Annotated in this window: 11 protein-coding genes and 1 other RNA gene; 3 read left to right on the top strand and 9 right to left on the bottom strand. The window is 65.8% G+C overall.

Going from position 1 to position 12539, the window contains the following annotated elements:
* Positions 1 to 29 precede the first annotated feature (29 nt).
* Together J2W49_RS10540 and J2W49_RS10545 are read right to left on the bottom strand one after the other, a co-directional pair.
* Positions 30 to 671 carry a glycine zipper 2TM domain-containing protein gene (locus J2W49_RS10540; RefSeq protein ID WP_310315439.1) on the bottom strand — a complete coding sequence of 214 codons (642 nt, stop codon included), beginning with the start codon at positions 669 to 671 and terminating at the stop codon, positions 30 to 32.
* 98 nt (positions 672 to 769) lie between these two features.
* On the bottom strand, positions 770 to 2611 hold the full coding sequence (locus tag J2W49_RS10545) for an NAD(P)/FAD-dependent oxidoreductase (RefSeq protein ID WP_310315441.1): 1842 nt from the start codon (positions 2609 to 2611) through the stop codon (positions 770 to 772).
* Between the two features lie 130 nt (positions 2612 to 2741).
* Between J2W49_RS10545 and J2W49_RS10550 the strand changes: the two genes are divergently transcribed.
* The 3 genes from J2W49_RS10550 (at position 2742) to rnpB (ending at position 5140) form a co-directional block, all read left to right on the top strand.
* Positions 2742 to 3344 (top strand): DUF2239 family protein, encoded by a 603-nt coding sequence (locus tag J2W49_RS10550; RefSeq protein WP_310315443.1) that lies wholly within the window; start codon positions 2742 to 2744, stop codon positions 3342 to 3344.
* Between the two features lie 20 nt (positions 3345 to 3364).
* Positions 3365 to 4720 (top strand): MATE family efflux transporter, encoded by a 1356-nt coding sequence (locus tag J2W49_RS10555; protein WP_310315445.1) that lies wholly within the window; start codon positions 3365 to 3367, stop codon positions 4718 to 4720.
* A 69-nt stretch (positions 4721 to 4789) separates the two neighbouring features.
* Positions 4790 to 5140, top strand: an RNA gene (rnpB, locus tag J2W49_RS10560) — RNase P RNA component class A.
* 14 nt (positions 5141 to 5154) lie between these two features.
* On the opposite strand, the gene J2W49_RS10565 is transcribed toward rnpB, so the two are convergent.
* The 7 genes from J2W49_RS10565 to J2W49_RS10595 form a co-directional block, all read right to left on the bottom strand.
* The gene (locus J2W49_RS10565) at positions 5155 to 5955 is read right to left on the bottom strand and encodes a metallophosphoesterase family protein (protein ID WP_310315448.1); all 801 of its coding nucleotides are present in this window, start codon (positions 5953 to 5955) and stop codon (positions 5155 to 5157) included.
* Between the two features lie 16 nt (positions 5956 to 5971).
* Positions 5972 to 7660 carry an MBL fold metallo-hydrolase gene (locus J2W49_RS10570; protein ID WP_310315450.1) on the bottom strand — a complete coding sequence of 563 codons (1689 nt, stop codon included), beginning with the start codon at positions 7658 to 7660 and terminating at the stop codon, positions 5972 to 5974.
* 49 nt (positions 7661 to 7709) lie between these two features.
* On the bottom strand, positions 7710 to 8450 hold the full coding sequence (locus tag J2W49_RS10575; RefSeq protein WP_310315452.1) for an aspartate/glutamate racemase family protein: 741 nt from the start codon (positions 8448 to 8450) through the stop codon (positions 7710 to 7712).
* Between the two features lie 2 nt (positions 8451 to 8452).
* A complete protein-coding gene (locus J2W49_RS10580) occupies positions 8453 to 9139 on the bottom strand; it encodes a GntR family transcriptional regulator (protein WP_310315454.1) in 687 nt (228 codons plus the stop codon).
* A 145-nt stretch (positions 9140 to 9284) separates the two neighbouring features.
* Positions 9285 to 10157 carry an ABC transporter permease gene (locus J2W49_RS10585; RefSeq protein WP_310315456.1) on the bottom strand — a complete coding sequence of 291 codons (873 nt, stop codon included), beginning with the start codon at positions 10155 to 10157 and terminating at the stop codon, positions 9285 to 9287.
* Positions 10158 to 10159: 2 nt separating this feature from the next.
* Positions 10160 to 11083, bottom strand: coding sequence for an ABC transporter permease (locus tag J2W49_RS10590; protein ID WP_310315458.1), 924 nt, complete (start codon positions 11081 to 11083; stop codon positions 10160 to 10162).
* A gap of 160 nt (positions 11084 to 11243) precedes the next feature.
* Positions 11244 to 12533 carry an ABC transporter substrate-binding protein gene (locus tag J2W49_RS10595; protein WP_310315460.1) on the bottom strand — a complete coding sequence of 430 codons (1290 nt, stop codon included), beginning with the start codon at positions 12531 to 12533 and terminating at the stop codon, positions 11244 to 11246.
* Between the last annotated feature and the right edge of the window lie 6 nt (positions 12534 to 12539).

Consider the following 12539-nt stretch of genomic DNA (forward strand, 5'->3'; position numbering starts at 1 on the left):
GGCGAAAGTCAACTTCTGCCAGTTCTCGCTCAGCGCCAGTTGCGCTGGCCACCCTGGTAGTGCACCGGCTGGATCTCTGGCTGCGCCGCGTAGTACTGGGAGCCGACCATCACGTGGGTGGCGGCCTGTGCCTGCATCACGTGGCGCTGTCCATGGGCATGCTGAGGACGGCCCGGGTAGGTAGGCGTCACGTTCACATTCACCTTCACATAGCGGCCTGGGTCCTGCGGCATCTGCACCTTGTACTTCACGCCAGCGTATTTGTAGACGACGTCGTAGCCGACGGTGCGGTGCTCAAAGTGGGTTTGGGTGCTGCAGTGGCGCACCACCTGGGTGGTGGCATGGCGGGGCGCTTCGATGTGGTTGCCCACCACGGCGCCACCCACCAGGCCGATCATCGTGGCCAGGGCGCGGCCATTGCCGTCACCGATGGCATTGCCCATGGCGCCACCGGCAATGCCGCCGATGACCGCGCCGGCACCGGTCTTACGACCTGGCACAACGACCGTTTCGTCATGGCAGACGTCGCGGGGCACAGCGATTTTTTGCACCACGGGTGTGCTGCTGATCACACGGGCCCGATCCTGCTTGGCTTGTGCAAGGCCGCTGGCGCTCAGACCGATCAGGCCGGCAAGGACGGGAATCAGAACAGGTTTGATCGAGGTTTTCATGACGGGGCTCCTGGTTGGTTGGAGCCTCTATCGTGATCACCTCATGTCAATCGACCTTGGCGCCTGTGTAAAGCTGCCTGGCGACTTGTAACGCGATGTCAAGCCGCTTCGCCGGCCCGCAACAGGCCCGGCAGGGCACTGGCCAGTGCCTCCGCCACCTTGATGCCGTCGACCCCGGCCGAGAGAATGCCCCCCGCATAACCTGCACCTTCGCCAGCGGGGTAAAGGCCTTGTGTGTTCAGGCTCTGGTAGTCGCTGCCCCGGGTGATGCGCAGCGGCGACGAGGTGCGTGTTTCCACGCCGGTGAGCACCGCGTCTGCCATGTCGTAGCCCTTGATCTTTCGGCCGAACACCGGCAGCGCCTCCACCATGGCCTCGATGGCGTAGCCGGGCAGGGCCTGGGCAAGGTCGATGAGCTTCACGCCTGGCCGGTAGGAGGGTGTCACCGCGCCCAGTTGGGTGGAGGCCTGCCCCGCGATGAAATCCCCCACGGTTTGCCCGGGCGCTTCGTAGGTGCCACCACCCAGTTCGAAGGCGCGGGCCTCCAGTTGCCGCTGCATCACCACCCCAGCCAAGGGGTGGGTCTTGCCAGTGGAGGCCAAGGCTTTGGCCTGCGCGGCGTAGCGAAGGCCGTCGGCCTCCCCGAAAGCGGCGGTCCATAACGGCGCGTCTTGCGGGAACGACTGCGGAAAGTCGCGAGGCTCAATCCCCACCACCATGCCGGCGTTGGCGTTGCGCTCGTTGCGCGAATACTGGCTCATGCCGTTGGTGACCACCCGGCCGGCTTCCGACGTGGCCGCCACCACCGTGCCGCCCGGGCACATGCAGAAACTGTAGACGGCGCGGCCATTTTTGGCGTGGTGCACCAGCTTGTAGTCGGCCGCACCCAGCAGGGGGTGGCCCGCATGGCGGCCCCAGCGCGCGCGGTCAATGACGCTCTGGGGGTGTTCGATGCGAAAGCCCACCGAAAACGGCTTGGCTTCCATGTACACGCCGGCGTCGAACAGCATGGCAAAGGCGTCACGCGCGCTGTGGCCCAGCGCCAGTACCACCCGCTTCACCGGCATTTCAAGCACTTCGTGGGTGTCCAGTCGCTGCAAGGTGAGTCCGGTCACCCGTTGTGTTCCGTTTGATGCGCTCAATTGAACGTTGCACACGCGGTGCTGGAACCGGATCTCGCCCCCCAGCGCCACGATCTTCTCGCGCATGGCCTCCACGACCTTGACCAGTTTGAAGGTGCCAATGTGGGGGTGGGCGGCGTACAGGATTTCGGCCGGCGCACCGGCTTCCACGAATTCCTGCATCACCTTGCGACCCAGGAAGCGCGGGTCCTTGATCTGGCTGTAGAGCTTGCCGTCTGAAAACAGGCCGGCACCACCTTCGCCGTATTGCACATTGCTTTCCGGGTCGAGCACGCCATGACGCCAAAGACCCCAGGTGTCCTTGGTGCGCTGACGGACCGGCTTGCCGCGTTCGAGCACGATCGGCCGCAGACCCATTTGCGCCAGCGCCAGCGCCGCAAACAGGCCGCAAGGCCCGAGTCCCACCACCACTGGTCGGTCGCTTTCATCGGCGGGCCATTCAGCCGGGGCGTGCACCGGGGCCTGCCAGGTCATGTCCGGCGTGGCCAGGATGTGCGCGTCGTTCTGGTGCCGCTCAAGCAAGGCTTGTTCCGCCGAAGGGTCCACCAGCGACACGTCCACGATGTAGACCGCCAGCAGGTCGGCCTTGCGCGCATCGAAGCTGCGCTTGAACACCTGCAAGGCCTGGATGGCCTCGGCAGGAATGCCCAGCTTCTGTGCGGCCAAGCGGGTCAACGCTTCCACAGGGTGGGGTGCCGGGGTGCGGTCGAGATCGGTTTCGGCGGGAGCGTCGGCGGCGCGCCGGTGTTCGGCGGGCAGCTCGGTCAAGGGCAGCTTGAGTTCTGAGAGGCGGATCATTGTCGTGGGGCTTGTGTTGATCAAGCAGAAGACGGAGGAGCCCGCGTATTGTCGCCAATGCGCATCAGGCTTGGCCGTTCCCCTAAAAATAACCCGGGTAAAAATATTAAACCCGGGTATAATTCGCGCCATGACGACAACATCCCCACCCGCCTGCACGGCGTTTCTTGGCGCCCGCCGCGTGGCCTTCGGTACTTACGACGAGGTCGCGCGCGCACTCGCCGCACTGGATCTTTCGGCCGGTGGCCTGCTGGTGTTCGACGACAGCACCGGCGCCCAGGTCGATCACCCCTGGCCGGCAGGCTACCCACCCGTGCCATCTGACAGTCCGCAGGCTGGTGCAGCCCCGGCAGCGGCGGCGCCGCCCCAGGTGGGAAGACCCCGCATGGGCGTGGTGGCGCGTGAAGTGACCCTGCTGCCGCGCCATTGGGAATGGCTGTCGCAACAACCGGGGGGTGCCTCGGCAGCGCTGCGACGCCTGGTGGAAGACGCGCGCCGCAACCACGCCGGGCGTGATGGCGCGCGGCAGGCCAAAGAGCGCACCTACCGATTCATGAGCGCCCTCGCTGGCGGGTACGAGGGTTTCGAAGAGGCGTCCCGGGCCTTGTTCGGGCACGACGGCCAGGCCTTCGCGAACCGCATCGCGCACTGGCCGCCAGACGTGCAGGCGCACCTGGCCTGGCTCGCGCGTGACGCCTTCAAGGTCGACGGCGACGCCCCGACCCATCCTTGATCGCCACGGATCGTTATTCCATGCAAGCCACTGCCCCAGGCCCGCTCTGGCGGGTCTACCTCGTTTTCCTCGTGCCCATGGTGCTGTCCAACATCCTGCAAGGGCTGTCGGGCACCATCAATGGCATCTACATCGGCCAGATGCTGGGCACCCACGCGCTCGCGGCGGTCTCCGGCATGTTCCCCATCGTGTTCTTCTTCATCTCGCTCGTGATCGGCATCGGTGCGGGCGCCTCGGTGCTCATTGGCCAGGCATGGGGTGCGCGCGAGCCAGGCAAGGTCAAGGCCATTGCCGGCACGGCGCTGGTGCTGAGCGCGCTGATCGGTCTGGTGGCCGCGGTGGTTGGCCTGGTGTTTGCGCGGCAAGCCATGCAGGCCCTGGGCACGCCACCAGACGTGCTCGACGACGCCGTGGCCTACGCACGCGTGATGCTGCTCATCATGCCGTTGCTGCTGGTGTTCATCGTGTTCACGCAGTTGCTGCGCGGGGTGAGCGACACCGTTTCGCCGCTGGTGGCCCTGCTGCTGTCCACCGTGCTGGGCCTGCTGCTCACGCCGGCGCTCATCAAGGGATGGCTGGGCCTGCCTCCACTGGGCATCCAGAGCGCGGCCTACGCGGGCCTGGTGTCTTATGCAGCCGCACTGGGCTTCCTGGTTTGGCGCCTCAACCGGCGCCGGCATGTGCTGGCCTTCGACGCCGAACTGCTGGGTGCGCTGCGACTGGACCGCGTGATCCTCGGCAAGGTGATGCGCATCGGCCTGCCCACCGGTTTGCAGATGGTGGTGATCTCGATGTCGGAGCTGATCATTCTTTCGCTGGTGAACGGCCATGGTTCGCAAGCCACGGCGGCGTACGGTGCGGTGACGCAGATCGTGAATTATGTGCAGTTCCCTGCGCTGTCGATCGCAATCACCGCGTCCATCCTCGCTGCGCAGTCCATCGGCGCGGGCAGGGTCGAGCGGCTGAGCCCGATCCTGCGCACCGGCCTGTGGCTCAACCTGGCGCTCACCGGCAGTCTGGTGCTGCTGGGGTATGCGCTGTCGCACCACCTGCTTGGCCTCTTCCTCACCGACTCCAGTGTGCGTCTGCAGGCTGAGCAACTGCTTCACATCATGCTCTGGAGCTTGTTGCTGTTCGGCTTCCAGGCGGTGGTGGGTGGCATCATGCGGGCCAGCGGCGTGGTGCTGGTACCGATGGCGATTTCCATTTTCTGCATCCTCTGCGTGCAACTGCCGGTGGCCTACCTGCTGGACATTCGTCTTGGCCTGCCGGGCGTCTGGATGGCGTTCCCGATCGCCTACCTGGCCATGCTGGTCCTGCAGTCGGCGTACTACCGGCTCGTGTGGCGATTCCGAAGCATCGAGCGGCTGGTGTGAGTCAGAGGCTGAGTGTTTTTCGGGCATGAGCGAAAGTCGCTCAGCCTCTCAGAGGATAATTACCCCCGTGAAGCGCACCAGACCGCCGCTGGCACGACATCCCGAAAGGGTGTGCTGGAGGAACGTCCGGACTGCACAGGACAGCGTAGGAGGTAACACCTCTCCACCGACAAGCTTGAGGAGTTCGCTCCGAAGGCCCTAAGGTGAGGATCAGAGCAACAGAGACGAGCCGATTCAGTTCGGGTGAAACGGGCAATCTCTACGCGCAGCAATACCAAATAGGCCAGCGTTGACGTGGTTCCGCGGAGTTGGCGGGTAGGTAGCACCGAGCCGGGTGGGTGACCCTCGGCCCAGATGAATGGCGGTCACACCGGGGGAAACCCCGGTGCACAGAATCCGGCGTAACGGTGCGCTTCACACTATCTTTATCTTGCTCAGGCGCGCGGCATGCAGCCCGTGCGCAGGGCGTACGTCCAGTCGGGGCGTTCTCGTTGATCGGCCAGCAAGGCCATGGACTCATGGTCGTACGGCACGCTGATCAGGTCGCAGTTCCAGCGCCCGTGGCGCTTCTCGACCACCGCATAACGCGCGTCCGGGCTGCCGGTTTCGATGCGGTGGTAATTCGACAGCGGGTACGGATGGTCGTCGTCGTAGGCGGGCAGGCCCACGCTGCCCGGGTTGACGATCAACAAGCCACGGCCAAGCCTCACAGACCTGGGCACGTGGGTGTGCCCGCAGGCGAGCAGACCGATGTGCGGTGGAATGCGGTCGTCCAGCCGTTCTTCGATTTCGGCGGGTGTCGCCAACCGGGCGGCTTCGCCCGCCGGCGTCTCCAGCAGGTATTCGATGTCGCTGCGTGGGCTGCCATGGCACAGGGCCACATCACTGCCCAGCCGGTCGGGCCAAAGGGTTCCCTGGTGCAATCGGAGGTCGCAGGGGTCCGCGTGGCTGGCCAGCCAGGCCTTGTCAGTCTCGGCCAGTTGGCCGCTGGTGTAGGCGTCAGAAGGGTTCTGGCGCGGCAGGGGCAGGCGCAGGACCTGCCGCTCGTGGTTGCCCGCGACATGCAGCCAGGGCAGGGTGCTCAGGCGACGGGCGGTTTCTAGCGGCAGCAAAGGTCCGCTGAGGGTGTCGCCCAGGTTGATAACCTGATGCACCTGGCGGCGTTCGATGTCTTGCATGACGGCCTCCAGGGCGGCCAGATTGCCGTGGATGTCGGATACCAGTGCCAGGCGCATACGTCCTCCTGTTTGTTCAGAGATTGAAACCACCCAGGCTCTGGATGCGCTCCACGTGAGCCAGTAGCGAGCGCTTGGCCACCGGCCACAGGCGTTCGGGCACGTCGTCGTAGGCCAGCTTCACCCAGTCATCCATCGTGCCTTCGGGTTGGTGTTGCATGGCGCGGGCCACTTTGGCTTCGCGCGCGAGGCGGTGGGCTTTCAGATGCGCAATCGCCGCGCGGGCGCCGCCGTGTTCCGGTGCGCTCGGGTTATCAGCGGTTCGCTTCAGATCGCCCAATACGTAGCCGTGCGCAGGCAGGATGAATTCCACACCATGTTGTGCGCAGAGTTGGTCGAGCTTGTCGAGCGAGTCGAGGTAGGCGCCCATGTTGCCGTCGGGAGGATCGATCACCGTGGTGCTGCCGTTGAGGATGTGGTCGCCACTGAACAGCAGGCCGTCTTCCTCCAGCAGCAGGCACAGGTGGTTGGCGGCGTGGCCGGGGGTGTTCACGACCTGCAGCGTGTGCGTGGTGCCGTCCTGGCCATGCAAGACGAGGTGTTCCCCGTCGGCCAGCGCACGGTCGGGTGTGAAACGGCTGTTTTCGCGGGAGGTGGGCGCGCTGGGCAGGCCAAGGATGGGCGGTTTTTCCGCGCACAAAGTTTGCAGCCGCGATGCGCCCGGCGAATGGTCGGGGTGGGAGTGGGTGCAGACGATGGCGCGGATGTTGCCTCCCGCAGCGTGCCAGAGGCGTTCGATGTGTTCCGGGATGTCCGGGCCAGGATCGATGGCGATGTGGCCGCTGACCGGGTCCCCCACCAGGTAGCTGTTGGTGCCCGGGCCGGTCATGAAGCCGGGATTGGGTGCGGTGAGCCGTTGCACGTTCCTGAGCAGCGGCACCGGGCGCTCGGTCTGCCAGGCCAGCTCGTGCACGATCTGCCCGTGCGGGCTGACCAGTGCGAGCTCACCAAAGGGCTGCTCGTGTTCCATGTGGCGCGACTCGTGGCCATTCATCAGGCCGGCGCGCGGGCAACTGGTGAACAAGGGTTCGTCGTTGACCGCACAGGCATTCAGAACATCGTCCACCTTCTCGTACGCCTGCAGCCGCTCCAGCGTGCGCACGGTCGGGAAGATGATGAAGAAGCCGCCCGCCGCGTGGCGTGCCAGCGCGTCGGCCGGCCGCACCCAGACCGGTTCGAACTGCTCGGACTCATCGGCCACGGGTTCCTGGCCTTCAGGCATGCGCGCGACCAGAAAGGGCACATCGAAGCGTCGCGGCAGGTCGCGGTCGGTGATCCAGTGCGCGAGCACAAAGACGTCGGCGCCGGCGAGCGTGAGTCCTTGTTCCGCGCATTGGGCGGCAAACGGGACCTGGCGATCGAGCGCTGCGATCTCGGCCGTGGCCAGCGACGAGCCATCGCTGCGGCGCGCGAGCAGGATGCCAAGCTCCTCGAAACTCTCGCGGATGGCGGCAATGGCCTGTGTGAGGTGCAGATCGCTTTGCGTGGCGCGGCGGGTGGACTGGCTGTGTGTCTGCGCGTCAGCGGCGTCGATGCCCCCGCCGGGGAACACGTAGGCGCCGGGCGCAAAGCTGGCCGTCATCGAGCGGCGGGTCATCAGCACTTCGACGCCTTGAGGGCCGTCGCGCAGCAGCAGCACGGTGGCGGCGGGGCGCACGGCAGCGGGCGTGCGGGCGGGGTGGAGGAGTTGGGATGATCGAACCATGGCCGCATTGTGCTGCGGTCGCCTTGCGGGCGCTGTCGCCCTGGTGGAATCAGTCGGCCGGGGCCAGTGCCAGCATCTCGGGCGACAGGCCCTGCCAGGCGATGTCGAACCCCGGGGTATTGCGCGCCGGCGGCAGCGGCGGCGTGCGAAGCGCCCAGTGCGTGCCGGCGGTGACGCTGTCGATCACCGGCACCGGCACATCGCTCTGGATGGCGGCCGCCATGCCGGCCAGGCCTGCGCCGCCGAGGATCACGGCCTGCACACCCAACTGGTGGGCCGCGTCGCGGCAGGCCTGGGCCAGCAGGCGGTGGGCGGCGGCCGGGTCGGCAGCGAGCTGTGCCCCGGTGGGCACCACGGTGTGGATGCCGGCGAGTTGCTGCGCCTGCCCCAGTGCCTGTGCGAGACGCTGCAGCATGGGACCCCAGCGCTCACCGCCGGTGACGATGGCGTAGCGGCCGTGGCGCGCGGCTTCGATGAAGGCGGCCTCGGCCAGGCCGGTGACCGGTGCCGGGCTCGATTCGCGCAGCGCCATCAGGCCAGGGTCGCCGAAGCAGCCGATCAACACCGCGTCGGGCCGGGGATCGGGGCCGGCCAACGTGGCGGCCCAGGCGTCGAGCGCGGCGTGGGCGGCCACGGCATAGCTGGCTTCGTCGGCGATGTAGGGCGCGCCGAAACGCGCGGTCACGGTACGGACCTGCACATGCAGACCGGCAGCGGCCTGCACGTGGGTTTGGAGCAGCGCGCTCACGCGCTTCGATGTGTTGGGGTTGATGACCAGCAACTGCTTCATATTCAACTGAACAGTTGCATCAGGTCCGTCGCGCTTTCTCGCGTGGGCGCAAAACTCAGCTGCGACTCCAGCCGTTCCAGATGCTCCCGCATCAGGCGCGCGGCCTCGCGTGGGTCTCGCAGCTTGATGGCCGAGAGCAGGGCGCGGTGTTCCTGGCAGCCGCAAGCGGTGGCGTCTTCGCGTGCCAGGTGGTGCGGTGCGCTGTAGGTCATGAGGATGAGCGAGGTGCGCGAGACCAGCTCACGCAGGACGCGGCCGAGCGTGGCGTGGCCGGCGTGATCGGCGATGTGCAGGTGGAAGTCGCCCGAAAGGCGGATGGCGCGGCGCATGTCGCCTGCGGCGCGTGCGGCTTCTTCGTCGCGGATGCAACGGGTGAGGGACTGGATATTGGCCGTGGTGGCAGAGGTGATGAAGCGCTCTACCAGGGTGGGCTCGATCATGCGCCGCACCTCGAACACCTCGCGCGCCTCCTGTTCGCTGGGCTGGGCGATGGACGCGCCGCGGTTGGGTGTGAGGGTGACCACCTGCTCGTTGGCGAGCCGCACCAGCACCGGGCGGATGCGCGTGCGGGAAACGCCGAAGGCCTCGGCCAGACGGTCTTCCACCAGCTTGGTGCCGGGTGGCAGCCGGTGGTCGAGGATGGCCGAGACCATGCGCTCGTAGATATCCTGATCGGATAGCGGCGTCATGGTCGTGGCGGGGGGAGCCTTCGGCTTCGTCATAGGGGGCATTCTCGGGCGCCACGGTCCAGCGCACACCGTGGAACGGGCTTTGCCCGGCCACGGGTGTGGTCCCCCCTCCTGAGGGGGGAAGACGCGAAGCGGCGCAGGGGGGTCATCGCTTTTTCAGTAGCATGGCCACGCCCACCGTGACACCAATCACCGCAAACGACACCACGGTGGTCACGGTGCCCAGGGCGTAGATGGCCGGCGTGGTGACGGTGGCGGTCAGGCCCTGCAGTTCCAGCGGCAGGGTGTTGACGTCGCCAATCGCTTGCGAGGTGCGGGCGATCTCGTCCCAGCTGAGCGTGAAGCCGAACATGCCGATGCCCACCACCGAGGGACCGATCAACGGCAGCACCACGTGGCGGAAGGTCTGCCAGGGCGTGGCGCCGAGGTCGCGCGCGGCTTCTTCATACGCCGGGTTGAAGCGGTTGAACACCGCGAACATGATCAGCAGGCCAAACGGCAGGGTCCAGGTGAGGTGGGCCCCCAGTGCGGAAGTGAACAGGCCGAGCGCGGTGCCGTATTCCTCCAGCGTGCTGGTGGCGCCCACCGCTTCGAGCAGCCACTTGAGGCCGCCGTCAAGCAGGCGGAACTGCAGGCCGATGCCCAGCGACACGATGATGGACGGCATGATCAGGCTGGCCACGGTGACGTAGAACAAGGCGTTGCCGCCGCCGAGCTTCTTGCGAAACGCCAGCCCGGCCAGCACCGAGAGCAGCACGGTCAGCAGCATGACGATACCGCCCAGCATGAGCGAACGCAGGAAGGCCGCGCCGATGTCCACCGTGCCCAGGCCCTCGGCCAGCTGGCGGAACCAGTGCAGCGACATGCCGCGCAGCGGAAACGTGAGGCCGCCTTCCGGACCCTGAAACGAGAGCACGAAGATCACGAACATCGGGCCGTACATGAACAGCACGAAGAGCGCGAACACGATGACCAGCGGCCAAAAGCCCGGGGTGCGCGAATCGGAAGAATGGGCCATGGTCAGAGTTCCCTGCGAATGTCCACGAGCCGCGTCAGGCCCCAGATGATCATGAGCACGACCGCGAGCAGGATCACCGCGTTGGCAGCGGCCAGCGGGAACTGCAGGTAGCTGGTCTGCACCTGGATGATCTTGCCGACCGAGGCGATCTGCTGGCCACCCATGACGCCGATGGTCACGAAATCGCCCATGACGATGGTGATGACGAAGATCGAGCCGATGATGATGCCGGTCTTGCACAGCGGCACGATCACGTTCCACAGCGTCTGCCAGCTGCTGGCACCGGCGTCATTGGCCGCTTCGAGCAGGCTGCGGTCGATACGCATCATGCTGTTGAAGATGGGCACGATCATGAACATGGTGTAGAGGTGCACGAAGGCCAGCACCACCGAGAAGTCGGAGAACAGCAGCCACTCGATCGGCGTCTCGATCAGGCCGATGCCTTGCAGCGTCTGATTGACCAGACCGTTGCGACCGAGCAGCGGCACCCAGGAAATCATGCGGATCACGTTCGACGTCCAGAACGGCACGGTGCACAGCACGAACAGCGCCGTCTGCATGCCCGGCGAACGCACATGGAAGGCCAGGAAATACGCCACCGCAAACCCCAGCACCAGGGTGATCAGCCAGACCAGAAAACTGAATTTCAGCGTGGACAGATAGGTGGAGAGCGACACACAGAAGTCGCCGTGATCGGTGAGCGTGGAGCAGCCTTCAAAAATGGCGAAGTAGTTGCGCAGCGTGAACGCCGGCAACAGCTCGTACTCGTTGAAGTCCCAGAAACTGACCATCACGATCAGCCCCAGCGGAATGAGGAAGAACAGCACAAACACCAGCGTGAACGGCGCCGCCTGCCACCAGGCGTGCAGCGTGCGGTTCGGGCTGTCGGCGACAGGCGCCGCGATCGAAGTGGATGTGCTGCTCATGGAGAGAACCAATCAAGGGAAGAAAGCGAGCGTGGAGCGAGACTTCGCGGCGAGCGTAGCGAAGCCCCCTCCAGGCCACCGCGGAACCGGCTTTGCCGGGCCGCCAGTGGCGCCCCCCTTCGGGGGGTGACGCCGCAGGCGGCGCGGGGGGCAGAGTTCGTCACGCAGCGACGAACTCGTTCCACTTCCTCACCATGTACTCGTTCTCATCCATCACCGCATTCCAGCAGGCGATGCCACCCATGCGCGCCTCGTAGCTGCCGCCGTCGCGCACCGCGCCAGCCTTGGCCAGCACGTCGCCGTTCGGGCTCTTGATGTCCTGTGTGGCGGGTTTTCCTTCCATCCAGTAGGCCCATTCGTAGGCTTCCATCTTGGCCTTGGCGGTGTCGAGCACGGCGCTGTAGTAGCCCTGGCGGTTCAGGTAGGCGCCGGCCCAGCCGTCGAGGAACCAGTTGATGAATTCGTAGGCACCGTCGAGCTTGCGGCCCTTGAGTGTGGCGGGCAAGCCGAAGCCGGCGGCCCAGGCGCGGTAGCCCTCTTTCAATGGCTGGAAGTTGCAGTCGATGCCCTTGGTGCGCACGGCGGTCACGGCCGGGCTCCACATGGACTGGATCACCACCTCGCCCGACGCCATCAGGCTGACCGACTCGTTGAAGTCCTTCCAAAGCGCGCGGAACTGGCCGGCCTTCTTGGCTTCGATGAGGGTCTTGATCGTGAGATCGATCTCGGCCTTCGTCATGTTGCCCTTGTCGGGGTACTTGTAGAGGCCCATGGCTTCCACCACCATGGCGGCGTCCATGATGCCGATGCTGGGGATGTTCAGGATCGCCGCCTTGCCCTTGAATTCGGGGTTCAGCAGTTCGGCCCAGGATCCGATGGGGCGCTTGATCAGGTCGGGGCGAATGCCCAGCGTGTCGGCGTTGTACACGGTGGGGATCAACGACATGAACTGCGTCGGTGATTTGGCGAACACCTTGCTCGTTTCACCCTCGAGGAAGATCACCTTCTTGGGCGCCGTGCCCTGGTCGCCCACGGCCTTGCCGGCCACGCTGCCGGTGGTGAACAGCGGGGTGATCTTGTCGGCGTTCTTGATCTTCTTGACGTCGATGCCCTTGAGGTTGCCGGTGGGCACGATCTTCTTGAGCGAGAAGTACTCGGTGTCGATCAGGTCGAAGCTGTTCGGCGCGGTCACGGCGCGCTTGGTCACGTCGTCGGTGGTCACGGCCACATACTGGATCTTGATGCCGGTGTCCTTTTCGAACTTCTCGCCAATGGCCTTGTCCTGGTTCACCGCAGTGCCCAGGTAGCGCAGGGTGATTTTTTCCTGTGCGATGGCCGGCGAAATGCCGGTGGCCAGGATGCCTGCCATGCCAGCGGTGCCTTGCAGCAGGCTGCGGCGCGAGAGGCCCGTGACGGGCGCGGCGGAAATGGGATCGATCGGGTCGGACATGGTGAT

Source organism: Hydrogenophaga palleronii (assembly GCF_031457455.1).
GTDB classification, from domain to species: Bacteria; Pseudomonadota; Gammaproteobacteria; order Burkholderiales; family Burkholderiaceae_C; genus Hydrogenophaga; species Hydrogenophaga palleronii_A.

What these genes read in the sequence shown, in the direction of transcription:
- J2W49_RS10550 (WP_310315443.1), top strand. Translation starts at nt 2,742, where the DNA reads ATGACGACAACATCCCCACCCGCCTGCACGGCGTTTCTTGGCGCCCGC.
- J2W49_RS10570 (WP_310315450.1), bottom strand. Translation starts at nt 7,660, where the DNA reads ATGGTTCGATCATCCCAACTCCTCCACCCCGCCCGCACGCCCGCTGCC.
- J2W49_RS10590 (WP_310315458.1), bottom strand. Translation starts at nt 11,083, where the DNA reads ATGAGCAGCACATCCACTTCGATCGCGGCGCCTGTCGCCGACAGCCCG.
- J2W49_RS10595 (WP_310315460.1), bottom strand. Translation starts at nt 12,533, where the DNA reads ATGTCCGACCCGATCGATCCCATTTCCGCCGCGCCCGTCACGGGCCTC.
- J2W49_RS10555 (WP_310315445.1), top strand. Translation starts at nt 3,365, where the DNA reads ATGCAAGCCACTGCCCCAGGCCCGCTCTGGCGGGTCTACCTCGTTTTC.
- J2W49_RS10545 (WP_310315441.1), bottom strand. Translation starts at nt 2,611, where the DNA reads ATGATCCGCCTCTCAGAACTCAAGCTGCCCTTGACCGAGCTGCCCGCC.
- J2W49_RS10585 (WP_310315456.1), bottom strand. Translation starts at nt 10,157, where the DNA reads ATGGCCCATTCTTCCGATTCGCGCACCCCGGGCTTTTGGCCGCTGGTC.
- J2W49_RS10580 (WP_310315454.1), bottom strand. Translation starts at nt 9,139, where the DNA reads ATGACGCCGCTATCCGATCAGGATATCTACGAGCGCATGGTCTCGGCC.
- J2W49_RS10575 (WP_310315452.1), bottom strand. Translation starts at nt 8,450, where the DNA reads ATGAAGCAGTTGCTGGTCATCAACCCCAACACATCGAAGCGCGTGAGC.
- J2W49_RS10565 (WP_310315448.1), bottom strand. Translation starts at nt 5,955, where the DNA reads ATGCGCCTGGCACTGGTATCCGACATCCACGGCAATCTGGCCGCCCTG.
- J2W49_RS10540 (WP_310315439.1), bottom strand. Translation starts at nt 671, where the DNA reads ATGAAAACCTCGATCAAACCTGTTCTGATTCCCGTCCTTGCCGGCCTG.